Origin of the sequence: Treponema sp. J25, from assembly GCF_004343725.1 — a bacterium.
Lineage (GTDB): Bacteria > Spirochaetota > Spirochaetia > Treponematales > Breznakiellaceae > J25.
Genome location: NZ_PTQW01000016.1, coordinates 74,870 through 93,408, shown reverse-complemented (window position 1 = coordinate 93,408; position 18,539 = coordinate 74,870). Strand labels below are relative to the sequence as shown.

Annotated in this window: 16 protein-coding genes; 10 read left to right on the top strand and 6 right to left on the bottom strand. The window is 45.3% G+C overall.

The genetic code is table 11. From position 1 onward, the window contains the following. Positions 1–219: 219 nt before the first annotated feature. The gene (gene fucU, locus C5O22_RS06430; RefSeq protein WP_132780388.1) at positions 220–651 is read right to left on the bottom strand and encodes an L-fucose mutarotase; all 432 of its coding nucleotides are present in this window, start codon (positions 649–651) and stop codon (positions 220–222) included. Between the two features lie 251 nt (positions 652–902). Here fucU and C5O22_RS06425 point away from each other — a divergent pair, with 251 nt between their 5' ends. From C5O22_RS06425 to C5O22_RS06415, 3 genes are all read left to right on the top strand, one after another. Then, positions 903–2,402, top strand: a complete 1,500-nt coding sequence (locus C5O22_RS06425) for a sugar ABC transporter ATP-binding protein (protein ID WP_132780387.1) — start codon at positions 903–905, stop codon at positions 2,400–2,402. A 12-nt stretch (positions 2,403–2,414) separates the two neighbouring features. Further along, positions 2,415–3,362 (top strand): ABC transporter permease, encoded by a 948-nt coding sequence (locus C5O22_RS06420; RefSeq protein ID WP_132780386.1) that lies wholly within the window; start codon positions 2,415–2,417, stop codon positions 3,360–3,362. A gap of 171 nt (positions 3,363–3,533) precedes the next feature. Further along, positions 3,534–4,508 carry an ABC transporter substrate-binding protein gene (locus C5O22_RS06415; RefSeq protein WP_132780385.1) on the top strand — a complete coding sequence of 325 codons (975 nt, stop codon included), beginning with the start codon at positions 3,534–3,536 and terminating at the stop codon, positions 4,506–4,508. Between the two features lie 196 nt (positions 4,509–4,704). Here the strand turns inward: C5O22_RS06415 and C5O22_RS06410 are convergent, their stop codons facing one another. Together C5O22_RS06410 and C5O22_RS06405 are read right to left on the bottom strand one after the other, a co-directional pair. Further along, entirely contained in the window at positions 4,705–5,307 is a 603-nt protein-coding gene (locus C5O22_RS06410; RefSeq protein ID WP_132780384.1) for a hypothetical protein, read from the bottom strand. A gap of 198 nt (positions 5,308–5,505) precedes the next feature. Continuing rightward, a complete protein-coding gene (locus tag C5O22_RS06405; protein WP_132780383.1) occupies positions 5,506–6,126 on the bottom strand; it encodes a hypothetical protein in 621 nt (206 codons plus the stop codon). Positions 6,127–6,230: 104 nt separating this feature from the next. Here C5O22_RS06405 and C5O22_RS06400 point away from each other — a divergent pair, with 104 nt between their 5' ends. Then, entirely contained in the window at positions 6,231–8,054 is a 1,824-nt protein-coding gene (locus C5O22_RS06400; RefSeq protein WP_132780382.1) for a sensor histidine kinase, read from the top strand. After that, positions 8,038–9,546: a response regulator transcription factor gene (locus C5O22_RS06395; RefSeq protein WP_132780381.1), complete on the top strand. Its 1,509-nt coding sequence runs from the start codon at positions 8,038–8,040 to the stop codon at positions 9,544–9,546. The genes C5O22_RS06400 and C5O22_RS06395 overlap by 17 nt, the downstream gene beginning before the upstream one ends. On the opposite strand, the gene C5O22_RS06390 is transcribed toward C5O22_RS06395, so the two are convergent. Further along, on the bottom strand, positions 9,543–10,511 hold the full coding sequence (locus C5O22_RS06390) for an AraC family transcriptional regulator (protein ID WP_132780380.1): 969 nt from the start codon (positions 10,509–10,511) through the stop codon (positions 9,543–9,545). The two genes, C5O22_RS06395 and C5O22_RS06390, sit on opposite strands and share 4 nt — an antisense overlap. Before the next feature lie 182 nt (positions 10,512–10,693). Between C5O22_RS06390 and C5O22_RS06385 the strand changes: the two genes are divergently transcribed. The 5 genes from C5O22_RS06385 (at position 10,694) to C5O22_RS06370 (ending at position 15,148) form a co-directional block, all read left to right on the top strand. Beyond that, the gene (locus tag C5O22_RS06385; RefSeq protein WP_132780379.1) at positions 10,694–11,179 is read left to right on the top strand and encodes a flavodoxin; all 486 of its coding nucleotides are present in this window, start codon (positions 10,694–10,696) and stop codon (positions 11,177–11,179) included. Positions 11,180–11,278: 99 nt separating this feature from the next. Next, positions 11,279–12,241, top strand: a complete 963-nt coding sequence (locus C5O22_RS06380) for an aldo/keto reductase (protein ID WP_132780378.1) — start codon at positions 11,279–11,281, stop codon at positions 12,239–12,241. A 34-nt stretch (positions 12,242–12,275) separates the two neighbouring features. After that, positions 12,276–12,413: a hypothetical protein gene (locus C5O22_RS13800; protein WP_486389490.1), complete on the top strand. Its 138-nt coding sequence runs from the start codon at positions 12,276–12,278 to the stop codon at positions 12,411–12,413. After that, a complete protein-coding gene (locus C5O22_RS06375; RefSeq protein WP_486389489.1) occupies positions 12,403–13,137 on the top strand; it encodes an aldo/keto reductase in 735 nt (244 codons plus the stop codon). Before C5O22_RS13800 ends, C5O22_RS06375 begins: the two co-directional genes overlap by 11 nt. Positions 13,138–13,192: 55 nt before the next feature. After that, complete coding sequence (locus C5O22_RS06370) at positions 13,193–15,148, top strand: alpha/beta hydrolase-fold protein (RefSeq protein ID WP_132780377.1); 1,956 nt, start codon at positions 13,193–13,195, stop codon at positions 15,146–15,148. 195 nt (positions 15,149–15,343) lie between these two features. Here the strand turns inward: C5O22_RS06370 and C5O22_RS06365 are convergent, their stop codons facing one another. Together C5O22_RS06365 and C5O22_RS06360 are read right to left on the bottom strand one after the other, a co-directional pair. After that, the gene (locus tag C5O22_RS06365) at positions 15,344–17,029 is read right to left on the bottom strand and encodes a glycoside hydrolase family 43 protein (RefSeq protein WP_132780376.1); all 1,686 of its coding nucleotides are present in this window, start codon (positions 17,027–17,029) and stop codon (positions 15,344–15,346) included. A gap of 134 nt (positions 17,030–17,163) precedes the next feature. Further along, positions 17,164–18,528, bottom strand: coding sequence for a GH1 family beta-glucosidase (locus C5O22_RS06360; RefSeq protein WP_132780375.1), 1,365 nt, complete (start codon positions 18,526–18,528; stop codon positions 17,164–17,166). Between the last annotated feature and the right edge of the window lie 11 nt (positions 18,529–18,539).

The window sequence follows — 18,539 nt, the reverse complement described above, 5'->3', positions numbered from 1 at the left end:
GATAGCCCACTTTAAGACGAGTTGCGAAGCCGCCGGGGGAGTAATCGAAACGGGGGGTACCTGCGCCGAAGAAGAGGCCACCGAGATGGTGGCGGAAGCAGAAGAGAAGACCCTGCCGGCGGGGTTTTAACGCTTTCTATGACGGCCCGGCAGAATACACAGAAAAAGCCCCACCAGGGCACCATTGTATGACCCCTCATTAACAAAGGGGGCTCTCTGTTACACCGGGATAACCCCCTTTTTAATGATGATGTTCCCATATTTTACTGTTTCGCCGGTCATAACCACCGCAAAGGCTTTGCGGGCTCGCTCATAGAAGGCAAAGCGTTCCATACGAACGATAGGGGGGGTAGCCGGCCAGTGTTTGTCAATTACCCGCCGGTACGAGGCTTCGACGTCGGGATCCAGATAGTCTCCGGGAACCGGTTGCATCATTACCACGGGGTCTTTCACGTAGGTATCCAGGTTGATAAGGGCAAGAATCCCATCGAGCAACTCAGGAATCCGTAGCCCGTCGGCCCGAATAACCCGGCTGTTTAATGAATCGCCTGTGAAAAAGGCATCTGCCAGTACCAATTCATCTCCGTGGCCCATGCGATACAAAACATTGAGGAGATCTGGTCCGATGACCGGCGAAATACCAATAAGCATACAAAGTTCCTCCTATAAAAAATGATGTGTAACGGTATCGACCCTCCTGGTGACCTACGAAGGGATGTTTTTACATCCCCTGATAATGGGATGCGGGAAATAACTGTGTAGATCCCTGGGAAGTGTTCATTATTGTAAAATGTTTTTCTTCTCACGGAAAGAGAAAACTTTTAGAAAATTTTTACCCTTTTTCAGAGAATTTTCTACATACCGCATAAAAAACCTGACCTATCATACTATCGAGGTTAGGTATGACAGTGCCTTTAGTGCGGATGATCGATATTGATAAACATTTCCCCGGTGTCCAAGCCCTCTCTAAATGTCGGTTTGAATTAGAACGAGGGGAAATCCATGCCCTGGTGGGTGAAAATGGGGCGGGAAAATCAACGCTGATGAAAATTTTAGCGGGGGTGTACCGGAAAGATGGAGGTCGCATAGAAATTGACGGGAAGCCCGTGGAGATCCATTCGACCCGGCAGGCTCAGGAACTGGGCATAAGTATCATCCATCAAGAACTCAATCTCATGAAACATCTTACGGCGGCCCAGAATATCTTTATCGGTCGGGAACGATCACGGCGCGTTCCGTTTCTCACTGATGATCGACGGATTAATAATGAAACCCGAGCTTTATTTGAAAAAATACATCTTTCCTTAGAACCGACGGTAAAGGTAGGAGAGCTCACAGTAGCTAAACAGCAAATGGTAGAAATAGCTAAGGCCCTTTCGTATAACATGCGGGTTCTTATTATGGATGAACCTACCAGTGCCCTCAGTGAAAGCGAAATCGAAGACCTTTTTGCGGTAATGAGAGAATTGAAACAGCAGGGCATCGGTATTGTGTACATTACTCACCGAATGGAAGAAATCAATAGGATCTGCGATCGGGTAACAGTGATGCGGGATGGCCATTACATTGGAACAAATCCTATTTCAGGTATAACCCGTGAACAAATCATTGCTCAGATGGTGGGCCGGGAAATCTACGAAACCGCCCGGAAGGAAGGAATTAAGACTCGGGATGAGGTAGTACTTGAGGTGCGGAACCTTAACCGGGGCAAACAGGTGCGGGATGTTTCTTTTACCTTACACAGGGGAGAGATTCTTGGTTTTGCGGGACTTTTAGGAGCCGGAAGAACCGAAACGGCCCGGGCTATTTTTGGGGCCGATCCTCTGGAATCGGGAGAAATTTTTGTTCGAGGAAAGCATGTCCATATTCGTCATCCCCGGGATGCGGTGGCCTGTGGGATCGGTTATCTTTCCGAAGATCGTAAACAATACGGTCTTGCCCTTTCCCTTAGTGTAGAACAAAACACGGTTATGTCATCGTTACCTCGATTCCTTTCGTGGTTCGGAGTTGTCAATACCCGCCAAACTCGTCGGGCTACCACGGAGTATGTGGAACGACTCAAAACAAAAACTCCTACCATCGATCAGGCGGTACGTAACCTTTCCGGGGGAAATCAACAAAAGGTTATCATCGGGAAATGGCTCCTCCGGGATTGTGACATTTTGATTTTTGATGAGCCTACCAGAGGGATTGATGTGGGCGCAAAAAACGAAATTTACAAATTGTTGAATGAACTGGCCGAACAGGGAAAGTCTATCATCATGATTTCGTCGGAACTTCCGGAGATTCTTCGCATGAGTCATCGTATTGTGGTGATGTGCGAAGGTCGTATTACGGGGGTGCTTGATGCTTCCCAGGCTACTCAAGAAACCATCATGCACTACGCAACTATGCGTTCATAGAGGAGGAAAGCCATGGCAGGCAAAATGAACACGAAAACCCTACAGACTATTCTTGCCTTTGGGAGTCTTATTTTACTTATCATTATTTTTGCAATTGCGTCTCCGAATTTTTTAAAGTTTGAAAATATTATCGGTATCCTTCTTGCAACCTCGGTAAATGGTATTCTTGCCGTCGGAATCACCTTTATTATCATCACCGGGGGTATCGATCTTTCCCTTGGTACGGTGATGACCTTTGGATCGGTAGTGGCAGGAGTTTTTATCTCCTTCTGGAATTTCCCTATACCTCTGGGTGTTATGATGGGAATAATGGCCGGTGGCTTTTGTGGATTCCTGAATGGGGTTGCGGTGGCCCGCCTGAAATTGCCGCCCTTTATTGCGACCCTTGGGATGATGATGATAACCAAAGGTCTTAACCTGGTTCTTTCGGGGACAAAGCCCATTTATTTTGTGGATAAACCGGTGTTTGGGCAAATAGCGGCCTTTCCGGTTCTGGGAATTCCTCTCGGTGTGGTGATCTTTTTTGCCTCCGCCCTTGTTGCGGCTTTTATTCTCTCAAAGACCATTGTAGGCCGCTATACCTATGCTATCGGTTCAAATGAAGAGGCGACCCGGTTATCGGGAATTAACACCGATGCGTGGAAAATTGGGATTTACAGTTTGGGAGGTCTCTTTTTTGGTATCGCGGGAATTGTGATGGCCAGTCGGCTCCAGTCTGCCCAACCCGCCTTGGGGCCCGGTTATGAGTTAGATGCCATTGCTGCAGCAGTAATTGGAGGGGCATCCCTTTCTGGAGGGGAGGGGAATATCCTCGGAACTATTATTGGGGCCTTTATTATTACTGTCCTTACCAATGGGTTGCGTATCCTTTCGGTTCCTCAGGAATGGCAAATGGTGATTACCGGTCTTATTGTTATCAGTTCGGTCTATTTAGACATTCTCAGGAGAAAGGTTCGGTAAGGGGGCTTTCTTCTACGGAGAAGCCCGGGAAAATTTGTCAGAACAAGACGGGAGGCTTTCAGGGAATTTACCTGGGGCCTGCAGTACGGAGGTAGCTATTTCATAGCCGTTGGCTATGGTAGGTATAATCCTTTCCTATAGGGAAAGGAATTCTGAAAAGGGAGGTTTTGTATGAAAAAGCTCATGGTTATAGCGCTGTCCCTCTTTGTGGTTTTAGCGGGAGTCTTTGCGTCCGGGCAAGGAGATAAGCAAAGCGGTACTACCCAACAAAAAGGGACGGTCTATATCCCCCTTATTTCTAAGGGCTTCCAGCATCAATTCTGGCAGGCCGTAAAGAAGGGGGCGGAGAATGCTGCCCGGGATTTAGGAGTCCAGATTACTTTTGAAGGGCCTGAGTCGGAATCCCAGGTAGATAAGCAGATCGAAATGCTCCAGACTGCCCTCGGCAAAAATCCCAAAGCCCTGGGTATTGCGGCCCTTGACAGTAAGGCGGTTATTCCTTTGCTCGTTCAGGCCCAGGCAAAGAAGATCCCCGTTATAGCTTTTGACTCGGGAGTTGATTCGGATATCCCTCTAACCACTGTTTCTACCGACAACATTGTGGCAGCGGGTGTGGCGGCGGATAAACTGGCAGCCGCTATCGGATACAAAGGAAAGGTGGCAATCCTGGTGCATGATCAAACGAGCCGTACTGGGATTGATCGGCGAGATGGTTTCCTGAAGCGGATGAAAGAAAAATATCCCGATATCCAGGTATTGGAGCCCCAGTATGGTGGAGGGGATCATTTAAAATCCACCGAAATAGCTAAAGCGGTTATTAATGGGAACCCAGACCTTAAGGGGTATTTTGGAGCCAATGAAGGGTCGGCTATTGGAATCGTGAATGCGGTGAAGGAACTAAAGATGGAGGGAAAAATTGTCGTGGTTGGTTACGACTCTGGTAAACTCCAGCTTGATGCGATTCGCAGTGGTCTCATGTTAGGGGCGGTCCAACAGAACCCGGTTCTTATGGGGTATAAAACAGTGGAAGCCGCCGTAAAAGCCCTGAAAGGCGAGACCCTTCCCAAACGAATTGATTCTGGGTATGTCTGGGCCGATAAAAGTAATCTCGACACCCCGGAAGTGAAAAACGTAATCTATGAATAGAGGAGTTCTATAGGTTATAAAAGGGTAGTTTTTCTAATAAAAAAGAGGGCCCCCAACTCATAGGGGCCCTCGAGAAGGGTACTGTTGAAAGAGAGGGGTCCCTCTCGTAGGGCCACTTCTCAAAGGTCAGAGCTAAAAAAAGAGCCCTCATCATAGGGGGCTCTTTCAGGCTTTTTTAAAGTAGAAAGAACACTTATTATAGTTTAATGATAATGCCTAACAAGCCGCTTGAGTAATATCCGTAATAACCACCTTCTGTGGTAATCCCTATATTGGGAGTAAAGAAGTAGCTTATACCCGCGGTGCTTCGGAATCCTATTCTAAAGGCACTTTCCGTGTTAGATGGGTATCCATAGCTCCAATTGTAAAATCCCGCTCCTAATCCAATGTAGGTATCTAAATTACGAAGATATTCGAATCCTTCAGGGAAATCAAAGTCTTTTAAACCAAAATGAAGGGTTGCGAAAACACCACCGCCCAGGTACGTATCTCGATAGGCACTATCATAAGCGGAACTCCAGGAATAATACGAAGCTCTCGCGGCAATACCATATGTAAAGGGAAGAAAGTCGCCGATAAGAAATTTCCCTATAATGTACTCGGCACCACCGGCTATATCAATTGCTCCCCAGAGAAAGCCGTAGCCAAGTCCAACGGTAAAAGCAATATCCCCCGTATCAAAAATGGGATTTGGCTTCTTTGGTGGTTGCGGTGAGGTGCTTGTTTTTTTATCTGCGGCGAAAGACATGCTTCCCCAAAGAAAAAATAACGCCCCCAACATAAAAGCAACTTTTTTCATCTGAAACTCCTTATGTTACGGATTTAAAAAAAGATGTAAATCTTTTTATATTGAGTGTAACGCATATTATAATTTTTTCACGTTTTTCTCAGATTATTTACAAAAAAGATTTTTGTTAAATGATAACCGCTTCGCTCTTACGTTAATTTGGGAGATGATAATATGAGAACCGCAGGACGAAACAGGATTGATGGGTTTTTATTGGGTCCTAATCCTAAAGGTTTTTTGTAAAAGACTGACAAATTCTATAAGCAGTGGGTCCGCCGGTCCCTGAAAAGGAATGTCCTGGAATACATCGGCCCGCTCTTGACGAAGCCACTGATACAGACGCCTTGCTTTTTCTGAAGAGGACCCCTGCCCTCCTTCTCCAGAAGGGCCACTTACCATACGAACCATCTGGAGCATCTCCGTATCAGAAAAAACCTTCCATTTCCCCTGGTACGCCACGTGATAGCTTCCGCCCCCGCTCCCTGCTTTTATCTGAAATACCGGCCTGGAGGCTGGGGAATCCTCTTTTTGTTTTGGGGAAGAAGATGACCGCCCTGTCTTTGGACTCACAGGACGTTCTGCCATCCCTTCTGCCAGGGCTTGAAGTTCTGCTACTTTCATATTGTACAGATGAATCCGCCCCTGGTCGAGCAAAAATTGGAGCCCCTCCTCATCAAGCTGTGGGAGTAGTTCCGCCAGTTCTCTAAGAAGGGCCTCTTTTTTGTCCCCCGAAGACTCGGCGAGTTCCTTTTTAATGGCCTTCCCCACCATTTTTAAAAATGCCGGGTCCTTGCGAAGTTGGGGATTTATCTCTTGTTTTTTTCGTGCCATAGCGTCCCTACACGTTTTTCTTTGTCTCTTATTATACCTCTTTTTTTTGTAGTTTTGTAAAGTGGTGCTCATGAAAAGCAAGAAGGTATAGTATACTAAGGGTTATGCATTTCCAGAGCCGGTTGCTTATTACTTATTCCCTTTTTGTGGTCTTTCTTATTATGGGTATTGCCCTGGCTTTTTATTCATATAGTACACACCTATATGAACAGAATGGGATTTCCACCTATGCTCTTATGGCAGAAAAGATGAACCTTCAATTGGATGATACGGTGCGTCCAATGGATTTTATCTCCACGGATATTCTTTCAGATAGTGATTTCAAATCTGCCCTTTCTTCTTTAGAAGCGATTGATCGAGAAAAGGTGGAAAACAATATCTTTATTGCAGAAGCAATCCGGACTATCCGGAATACCATCATGCGGTATTCGATCCTTCGTCATTTTTATGGAGTAGTGGTTTTTAACCAGCGGGGAGATTTCTTTTCGAGTAATTTTCTCCAGCATACCCAATCTTCTATAGATCCCGCACGGCTGGAGAAGATTGAGTGGCTTCGGGAAGCACAGATAGCAGGAGGCCGAGGTATCATCTGGCGACCCTATGAAGATCCCTGGGGAAAGAATGTCTCGGAACGGGTTTTTAGTTTTGTCCGGGCTATTCCTGGAACAGAAGGGGAAGCAGGGTTTTTAGAGGTACAACGTTCCTATGCTGATCTGGAACGGATTTTTTCTTTGCCCGACACTCGGTATGCTTCTGTACTCGCCCTTTTACCGGCTGGGACCATTTTTTATCAGAGCCAGGATATCTTATCTGTTGATTGGTATCGCAATGTCATCTCCCATGAGTATGATCGACCTTCTTTTCTGGAGAATCCCGTTACCCATGAGGAAGAACTAGTGCTTCATCATCGATCTAGTTATACGGGTATTACCGTGATAGTGATTCTGAATAAAAGGCTTTTTTTACAACCCCTTCTGGGACTTCGATGGATGATTGGGGGGCTTGCGTTTATACTGGTCCTCATTGCGTTTGTATTTAATTACATATCTTCTCGTAGACTCACGGAGCCCCTTCGCCTTATTATCTCTCGAATTGAAGAAACCGATCTGGGGTCCCTACCGGAAACATCAAAGAAGGCGCCTATTAACCATTCCCACGATGAAATTATTGCTCTTGACCGGGCATTCCGGGAGTTAACTGCTCGCTTAGATGGGGCGTTGCAAAAGGAAATAGAATCCCGTACAGCCTGGATACAGGCCCAGATGGATGCTCTCCAGGCTCAAATTAACCCTCATTTCATTTATAATCTTTTAACGGTTATTGCGAGCAAGGGGCTGGAAGTAGGAAGTAGGGATATCGTAGCCATTTGTGAAAGTCTTGCAGGAATGCTGCGATATGCGACGGATACCCAGGAACGGATTGTTACGTTGCTCCAGGAAGTTGATCATGTAAGTAATTATCTATACCTTATGAAACAGCGATATGAAAAGAACCTGGAATTTTCTATCCAGATAGAACCGGCGGTAGAGCAGGTGCAGTTACCCCGTATGAGTCTCCAGCAATTCGTAGAAAATGCCCTTAATCATGGGTTCCAAAAAGTCCAACGGGTTCGGCACGTTTCAGTAAAAGCCTATCAAAAGGTATATCAGGGAGAGCCCTATTGGTGTGTAGAAATACAAGATAATGGACAGGGGATCGACCAGGATACTCTTCAAAATATTGATGAAAAAATTGCTTCAATTCGACAGACAGTGGATTTTCAGGGGATTTCCCAGGGACAGCGGATTGGTTCTATGGGTATAATAAACACCTATGTGCGGCTCTACCTTTATTTTGGTAATTATTTAATGTGGCGTATTATGTCTGAACCGGATAAAGGATGCTGTGTGACCATCGGAGGACCGCTGGAGTATGGGAAAAAAGTATAGCATAGTGATAATAGAAGATGAACCGGCGGCAACTCGCTATCTTACTACTCTAATAGGAGAATATTGTCCTGATTTCTCTGTTGTTGGAAATGCGGAAAATGGTGAAACAGGTATTCAACTCGTAGCTTCACTACAGCCGGACCTCGTGATTTCTGATATTCGTATGCCTGTTATGGATGGGATTGAGGTTGCTCGGCGTCTTACCGAAAGTTATCCGGATATTCCCCTCATTATTCTTTCAGGGTATAGCGATTTTGAATATGCCCGACAGGTTATTCATACGAGTGTGGTAGAGTATCTTTTAAAACCTATTGCGATACAAACACTCAAGGATGTGTTGGGCCGTATTAAAGAAAACCTAGATATTACTCAAAGACGTAAACAGTGGAATTATCTTCGTTCTCTTATAAGAGGGAATGATCCTATCCCCCGTGAGCCAAGTTGTGAATACTGGCTAGCCCTCGTCTGGCTCGGTGGTACAAAGACACTATATGGGGGTAGCGAAGAATCGAATGTGTTGCAATCACAAAATAAGATTAATGGAGAAGGAGATGGCGCTCAAAATTTGAATGGCGGCGGTTTTCCTCATTCTTTTATATTGTCGGGAAGGAAATCCCAGGAATATGTTATTCTTTCAGAGAAGGAAAGCTGTTCCTTTAATGAACATATGCAGCATCTTATAGAAGGTGTGTCAGAGGCTCCGTATTATACGATCTATTGTCCTCAGCAAGCAGTAAAAGAGGCGGCGTTGTATGAACAAATAAAAACGATGTACGCCATCGTGGATAGAATAGTAATTTTAGGCAAAAAACAAATTTTTCACGAGCCCCCGTCAGATTTCTCTTATCATTCAGTACCTGATGGTAAGGTATGGCTCTATTTGATTCAAACCGGCCAGGTTGATAATGCTCAGAGGGAATTAGAGCGGATCCTGGGTATAATGGAACAAGAAGAATGGCGGCTTTTTGAGGTAAGATCCTATTTTAATCATCTTTTTTCTCGACTGTTTACAGAACTTTCACAGCCGGTGAATTTCTTATATCCCCAATTTACCTATAACTTTGAAACTATCCTTGCTGAATCGGCCAATTATACCGAATTAGGCAAACAACTGATGGCCCTTGTTGAGCAGCTATATGTGGCCTTGAACAAATCTAAATCTAACTCTGGAATGCCACCGGTGTTTCAGGAGATTTTACGATATTTGGAGGGTCACTATCATCAGGATGTTTCCCTGTCGGTTTTGGCGGAACGGTTTCGTATCTCCACCTCATATATCACCAAGCTATTCAAAAAATACACAGGCCAGACACTTATGGAATATATAACCTACAAAAGAATTGCCCGGGCGGTTGAACTCTTCGCTGTCCATCCCGAGCTTTCTGTGAAAGAAGTGGCCGCCCTTGTAGGATTCGAGGATCAATGTTATTTTAGCCGGGTCTTTAAAAAAATAACCGGCAAGAGTCCGAGTGAAGGAGGGGCTTCATCCTAGCGTTCCTGTGTACCCAGTAACTGGTAAGGGGTTTCTGATGGACTAGCACATTGTTGCTGGCGGAGATTTTTTATGTCCTGGAGAGGGGTTGCCTTAAAAAGACGCTTATATTCTCGATTAAATTGGGAGGGACTTTCGTAACCCACCTTGTACGATGCACTTGCCGCATCGTAGTGCTCCGCTAACATGAGACGACGGGCTTCCTGAAGTCGTAGATATTTCTGGTATTGCAGGGGGCTCATACAGGTGAGCTTTCGAAAATACTGATAAAAAGAGGAAACACTCATCTGACAATATGAAGCGAGTTCTTCCATTCTGAATTTACGATTAAAATTTTTCTTAAGCCAATCGATAGCCCGGGCTACATGGTATCCCTGATGTCCTGCAAGGGCTATCTGGCGAACGTAGGCCCCCTGTTTGGAACTTAAAAGTCGATAGGTAATTTCCCGTTCAATGAGAGGGGCAAGCACAGGAATATGTTCCGGTTCATCAAGGAGTTCAATGAGTCGAAGAAGGGCTTCTAAAAGAGGTTTGTTTACTTCCGTAACATTAATTGGAGAAGTGGGTTGCCCTACTGTTACGGATGGTTGGCTTTCCATTATTAATTCAGCGATGATACGATGTTCTAATTTTAAGGAAAGACTAAGATAGGGTTGTTCTTTGCTTGCCTCTATAATTTCAGCAATGATGGGAAGATCCAGGGCAGTAATGAGGAACCGGTGGGGATTATAGACCAATACAGTATTGCCGTGTAATACCTGTTTTGCTCCTTGCACAATATAGCAGAGGCTTGGTTCGATAATATGAGTTCGGGGACCTCCTGGTTCTTGCTGACGAAAAAATGAGAGATTCTTGATTCTGGTTTGATACGGTCCACAGTTTGGGGTCCATCGATTTATTAGTTCAAAAAGTCGTCTTTTCAGATACTCTAGGTCGTCTTTCTGCTTATCGTTGCTATTATTCATAGTTTATGTTTCCTCGGTAATACGTAGTTCATAGAAAATTAGGCAATAAAAATATAGAAAATATGCATAATACTAACAAGAAATGTAGTATTATGCAATCAACTAATAGGCGAATCTAGAGAATAGGCCTCTAAGGAAAGAGGCTCTAATGAGAAAAAATACAAAAGAGGAGAAAAACAGATATGAACAAGAAGCTATTGGTAGCCTATTTTTCGTGTACGGGCACAACGAAGGGAGTAGCACAAAGGCTCGCTGAAGCGTTGGGGGCTGATCTGTATGCAATTACTCCTGCTCATCCATATACCACTGCAGATCTTGACTGGAGGGATAAAAATAGTCGGAGTACCATAGAAATGAAAGCCCCTTCTTCCCGTCCTGCCATTGTGGGCAAGGTTCCGAACATGAGCGAGTATGACATTGTTTTTGTGGGTTTCCCCATCTGGTGGTACGTAGCACCCACCATTATCAATACCTTTTTGGAAAGCTATGACTTTTCGGGAAAGACCATTATCCTGTTTGCTACTTCCGGGGGAAGTGGTTTCGGGAAAACGGTGGAACGCCTGAAACCGAGTGTTTCAGCCACAACTACTCTGAAAGAAGGAAAGGTTTTTCGCGGTAAGATAGATGCGGCAGAACTGGCTACATGGCTTAAAAGTATCGATTTATAGTAATTTGTAGTAATGAAGAACAGGGCAAAACGGCATTGTATCGGTGGTCTAAAGCCATCGGCGTACCAATCAGGGGGCAAAAACAGGGAGGACAAACGAATGGAATATGCTGTACTTGGAGATTCGGGTATAAAGATATCTCGTCTGTGTGTTGGCTGTATGAGCTTTGGTGATCCGGCAAGTAATTTTCATGCCTGGACGCTAAATGCGGAGGAAAGTGAAAAGATTATTCACCATGCCCTTGAGTTAGGAATCAATTTTTTTGATACCGCCAATGTGTATTCTGCTGGAACGAGTGAAGAATACCTTGGGCGGGCTTTGAAAAAAATGGTTCCCCGGGATCGTGTGGTAATCGCCACAAAGGTGTATTTTAACGAAGGAAAGCTTTCTCGGCAGGCTATTCTGCGAGAAATCGATGGCTCCCTCAAACGACTTGGTACGGATTATGTAGATCTCTATATCATTCATCGTTTCGATTACGAGACTCCTATCGAAGAAACTATGGAAACCCTTCATAGCCTTGTGCAAGCCGGTAAAGTTCGGGCTTTAGGGGCCTCGGCCATGTATGGCTATCAATTTTATGAAATGCAACTTGTTGCAGAAAAACATGGCTGGACGAAATTCGTCTCGATGCAGAACCACTATAACCTTCTGTATCGAGAAGATGAGCGCGAGCTTATTCCTATTTGCAAGAAGCAGAATGTGGCTCTAACACCCTATAGTCCTCTTGCGGCAGGTCGACTTGCTCGTCCTGAGTGGAAAGCTGATAGCAAGCGGAGTCAAACCGATAAAATTGCTGTCTCTAAATATGACGCTACAAAAGATCAGGATTATCCTATAGTCCTGCGAGTGCAGGAACTTGCAGAAAAATATGGGGCAACGATGACCCACATAGCCCTTGCCTGGCTTTTTGCGAAGGGGGTGACAGCCCCGATTATTGGAGCAACCAAACGGGAGCACTTTGATGACGCCGTGGGAGCTTTCAATCTAAAACTTACCGCTGAAGATATAGCTTACTTAGAAGAACCCTATGTTCCACATAAAGTGGTGGGGGCTCTGTAAGTTTTACGATTTCAAGTATATGGAGGGAAAAAACATGCAGATGGTGGTTCTGAACAATGGTGTGGAAATGCCCATACTTGGTTTTGGTGTTTTCCAAATAACTGAGGCAGAGGAGTGTGAACGCTGTGTCTATGACGCCCTTACGGTAGGATACCGGCTTATTGACTATTGACACGGCCGCTTCCTATGGGAACGAAGAAGCGGTGGGTAGGGCGATACAGTGGGCCCTTCGAGAGCACCTTGTTACACGGGAGGATCTGTTTATTACTACAAAACTGTGGATTTCAGATACGGGGTATGAAAAAACCAAGAAGGCCTTTGAAACATCCCTTAAGAAAATCGGGCTTGATTACCTCGACCTTTATTTAATCCATCAGCCTTTTGGTGATGTGTATGGATCCTGGCGAGCGATGGAAGACCTGTACCGGCAAGGCAAAGTCCGAGCGATTGGAGTAAGCAACTTTTACCCGGACCGGCTTGTAGATCTCATTCTTCATAACGAAGTAGTTCCTGCGGTGAATCAGGTAGAAACCCATCCGTTCTGTCAGCAAATTGACAGTCAAAAAATAATGGAAGAATACAAAGTGCAAATAGAATCCTGGGGCCCCTTTGCTGAGGGAAGGAACAACATATTCCAAAATGAAGTGCTGATGTCATTGGCGCAAAAGCATAACAAATCGGTTGCTCAAATTATATTGCGCTGGCTTGTGCAAAGGGGAGTTGTGGCTATTCCAAAGTCAGTACACAAGGAACGGATGGTTGAGAATTTCAATATATTTGATTTTGAGCTCTCTTCAGAGGATATGGGTAAAATCGCGTTGTTGGATAAAAAGGAAAGTGCCTTCTTTTCGCATAGGGACCCTGAAGTTGTAAAGTGGCTTTCCTTAAGGAAATGAAATTCTGAGGGGGGCCCCCTTTATAGTTGTTTAATATCTAGTTGGAGGTATTCAAATGAGAATTCCGCCAGTAGTTAGTCTGGCTTTGTTCATAACTTTACTTATTGTTGCCTGCGGTAGTACAGAAGCACCTTCAGCAAAATCGGTGGGGGGAAACACAGCTGTCACAGAAAGAGAGTATAAGAATAACCAGAAAATAAATCATAAGCTTATAATCCCGAAGCAGATAGAAGAAATTCCTGATGAGTATTTTAAAGCCTCAAATCAGCCTGGAACATTGACGGATTTATATTACGATACTTATGAGTCCTTTTCGTATAATGAAAAATCAAAACCTCTTAAAAAGCATGCGGTTGTATATCTCCCCTATGGCTATAGTAAGAATCAAAGATACGATGTGTTCTATCTGATGCATGGCGGGTGGGGCGATGAAACCACGATGCTCGGAACTCCGGCTAAACCATTCTCCTTTAAAAACGTCATTGACAATGCAATTGCCGCAGGCGAGATCAAACCGCTCATCATCGTGTGCCCGACATATAACAACACAAACGAAAATGGACTGGATTCTGCCAACTTTTCTCTGGCGATGCAACTGACGAGGAACTATCATAACGAGTTATTACATGATCTGATTCCCGCGATGGAAGGAACGTACAGCACCTATGCCGCAAGCACATCTGCAGAAGATCTTATTGCTTCCCGTGACCACCGGGGGTTCGGCGGATTTTCCATGGGATCGGTCGCAACCTGGCGGACATTCCAATACGGACTTGATTACTTCCGTTATTTTCTGCCGATGAGCTGTGGCACAACTCTGGATGACAAGGAGATATTTGCTGCAGCTCGTGGGCATGATCCGGATGATTATTTTGTCTTTGTGATGACAGGAACCGATGATTTTGCGTACCGCTACGATGAGGCCAGGGTAAACCTGATGAGGTTATCAGTCTATTTTACAGATATTGATGAAAATGCAGACGGAAATTTTGCCTATCGGGTTAAACAGGGGTACTCCCATGACGGGAAAGCGGCGATGGAATACACTTATAACGGAATGAAAGCATTCTGGAACGGAAAAAACAAGACGGAGAATACACAACAGGCAGCCCCAATCCTCGTAAGTAGTGGTCTAACACAAAAAGCATTTACGAGGGATACAAAAATCGAAGACGTAATACAGGATCCGGCTTTCGGAAATTCCGGAAGGCTTCTATTTCCGGTAAATAAAAGGTACTACAGCGGGGATACTCTTGGAAAACTCGCCCTTACGTGGTATGGCATCAATCCGGACAGAACAGTAGAAATTGTAAATTACTTTAAAAAACGCGCCGAATCAGGAGATACTATTTTCTATGATATTTATTCGGATGAAGAAAAAGCGCAGGATCCTCGCAAAAAGGATACGGGGCTGTTCTTTTTCCGCGGCAATAAAGGCGCAAAAACAGCAATTGTCAATGCAGGCGGGGGATTTGTTTTTGTCGGCGCCATGCATGATAGTTTTCCGCATGCTCTTGAACTCAGCAAAAAAGGGTATAACGCATTTGCCTTAATTTACCGGCCTGGGGCGCAGACAGCCTGTGAGGACCTGGCGCGGGCAATTGCATTTCTACATGAGAACGCAGGCAGACTCGGAATAGACATGCGCGATTATTCCCTTTGGGGTGGCTCCGCCGGCGCCCGAATGGCCGCCTGGCTTGGAAGCTACGGGACAGAACGTTTTGGAGAGGCGAGATACCCCCGTCCAGCGGCGGTCATCATGCAGTATACTGCCCTATCAGAAGTAACGGGGCAGGAACCGCCGACCTTTGCGTGCGTGGGAACGAATGACGGGATTGCACCGTATACCATTATGGAAGAGAGAATCAACAGGATTAAAGCAAACGGCACCGATGCGGAAATCCGGGTATTCTCTGGGCTTCCCCACGGGTTTGGCCTTGGTGAAGGAACCGTCGCAGAAGGCTGGATAAATGATGCTATACAATTTTGGGAAAAACACATGACACAATAAGGAGCAGGTCTTTATGAAAAAAATAAATTTATTCAATCTTTTGTTGATAGGAGCCATGTTATTTGCATTGGCAGCTTGCAGCCAACAATTCCAGCAACACTCCAACGCACCTTCCCAGAGTCAGGAGACACAAATGTCTGACAACAATACGGAAACTAAGAAGCCGGAAAATTCTCAATCTGCAACCATAAAAGATTATGATAGCGAGTACCCCTCTCTATACTCAAACCAGTCAAAATCGGCATAGGCGTGCCGGTTCAGGGTGTCCACGCAGGCAATCCCCACAAAGGTTCCTGTAAACTCGCCGGTGGTACAATACTCGTCAGAGAGGACCGATACATCAAAAATGGAACCCAGGTTATGCCATACTGATTTTTCTACATTATCTTCTGCACTCCGAGCCTGGGTCCAGAAAAAACGGAGTTCCCGATCATGGACTGTGAGCCGTAAATAGAGGACCTTCCCTTCCTCAATAAAGGGGCCTTCGGTTTCTTTGCGTTGACCGTTTTCTATCTGAGTGAGCATAAGCTGGGGTGGGGCTTCTGGAATAAGTCGTGTAAGACGAAGAAAAAAATGGTTCATATTATCATAGTAAATCACTATTCCCGCCGAATGCCGAAAATCGGTGGGTATAAATTCCATAGCACAGCGGACGTCCGCCTGAATCGATATAAGCCGCCGTGCAACGAGGGCCACTTCGTCAAGAGAACATAGGGATTGCCGGCCAAATATCCTCAGATACCCAGGTCGCTCGGTTAAAGAAGCAAAACGTTTCCAGGAACAACGGGGACTTACAAACTGAATATCACAACTGCTCTCAAAATCTTCCCGTTCTCTCTTAATCCTTTTGGCCGATTGCTTACCTGTCTCTTGATAGAGAATGTGATCCGCATCTTCTTCCGGTTCTTCTACGAAGAGATCTGGTAATTTTCCCCCTTTTTTTCGGAGCCAGCCATCATTGGTCCAGTACATACGTTGGAGAGCCGTTTCTCTCCCCAGGGTACACCGAAGTTCCGGTGTAAAAGGGCGAGCGCATAAGTGGGCTAGGTACACCTTCCCATCAGGAGTTTCTACTATAGAACCATGGCCTGTTTTTTGCAAAAATGCCTTCGGGTTATACTGGTGCGGTTTAAGATAGTAGTCGTTATCCAATTCATCAAAATCTTCAGAGGCACTGAGGATAGGATTTTCTGGATCTCCTTCGTAGGGCCCCCAGATCGAAACAGAGCGCCCTAGGGTAACACAATGCCCATAACCAGTACCGCCTTCAGCAAGAAGCAGGTAGTAGAGTCCTTTGTATTTATAGATATGGGGCCCTTCGATGCAGCCCCGACGGGTAAATCCATTTGAGATTCGCTTTAAGGGACCTATCATCTGCTGCGTAGATCCATCGTACTCCTGTAGAACTATGGCTCCTGGACGTCCTGGCCCATTCCGGAGTTCCCATTCCAGACACACCACATATTGCCGGCCATCATCATCATGAAAGAAAGAGGGATCAAAGCCCACTGAATGGAGATAGATTAGTCCAGACCAGGGGCCATAAATTGATGGTGCGGTAAGTACGAAATTATCCACATCAAAATTGCGAGCATTATGGGAATACATAAGTGAAAAAGTTACATAAAATAGTTTCTGCTTGTGGTTGTAGGTGAGACAAGGTGCCCAGACCCCCTTTGCCGAAGGAAGTCTTTTCAGGTTTAAAATCGTATCATCCTGGATCACGTGGGTTATAAGTTCCCAATCTTTTAGGTTAGTTGAATGGTAGATAGCAATTGCAGGAAACCATTCAAAAGTTGATGTGGCAATGTAATAATCCGTGTTTACCCGCAAAATGGAAGGGTCAGGGTTGAAACCAGGTAATATGGGATTTATGATCATAGTATTGTCCTTTATCTAACTCTTTAATAAGGTTTCTTCACATGAGCTTCCCGGTCCTCTTGATGTTATCCCCTAAAAGGACGTGCCGTTGTCACTGCTTTGGGGTGTATTCATGAGGACCGGGACAACCAATTTTATCGTGAATGTATTCTAAAGCCGTTTTTACGGATAACCTGTCGAAAAAAATAGGCACTATCTTTGGGTATTCGGTGGAGATTGTCTGTGTAATCTACGAATACGAGACCAAAACGCTTGGAAAAACCAAAGGCCCATTCATAATTATCAAGCAAGGACCACACAAAAAATCCTTTGCACTGGCAGCCTTCTGTAATAGCCTGATAGGCAGCAGAAAAATGTCGTCGCAGGTAATCTACCCGCACGGGGTCATGAACACAACCATCATCGCTTATCTCATCCAGGGTGGTAGTTCCGTTTTCGGTTATATACACCGGAGGATTCCCGTACTCATCCCTAATACGGCACAGGGTATGGTAGAGCCCTTCTGGCCAGTCTTCGAATTCTTCAAATTCAGCTCGAGGAGTATGAGATCGATATGTTTGGCTAGCTTGGATAAAAGGATTTTTCGGATCATAGTGTACAAGACGGCGGGTATAATAGTTGAGTCCTAAAAAATCGGTGGGAGTACTGATAAGTTTCATATCGTCTTGCCGAATCTCTGGTACCAGGGGGCCGAACCATTTCAGCATGTCCTCTGGGTAAGATCCTTTGTAAATGCTGTCCATGAACCAGCGATTGTAAGCCCCATCCCAACGATGGGCCGCAGCCCGATCCGCTTCGGTATTGGTTGCTGGTTCTATCCATGCCAGGTTGTTGACAATACCAACCATGCTGTCTCGCACATTGGTTTTAACAATTCTACTTCCCATACCATGGCCGAGTAGCATACCGTGAGCCACCGCCAGGGTGGTTTGAATATCCTTAAGTCCCGGAGCATGGACACCCAGGAGATTCCCACAAATGGAGGCCACCCAGGGTTCATTAAAGGTCATCCAGTGTTTTACCCTATCTCCCAAACTTCGGGTAACCTGATCAACATATTCAGCAAAAGCGGCTACCGTGTCCCTATTTGTCCAGCCTCCCCGATCCTGCAATGCCTGGGGAAGATCCCAATGGTATAGGGTTATCCATGGCTTAATATTTGCGGAAAGGAGACTATCCACAAGGCGATTGTAAAAATCAAGGCCCCGCTGTTCCACACGGCCTCGCCCTTCGGGAAATATCCGAGACCAGGAGAGGGACATTCGATAATTGTGAATTCCAAGAAATCGCATTAACTCTATATCTTCTTGGTATCGGTGATAATGATCTACTGCTACGTTTCCCGGTTGGTTATCCGCAATATTGGAACTACTTTGCGAAAAGGTATCCCAAATAGAGGGGCCCCTTCCGTCTTCGTTCCAGGCTCCTTCTATTTGATACGCTGCCGTTGCGACGCCCCATATAAAATCCGTTGGGAATTGTAAAAATGCTTCATACATGTGAGGCCCTC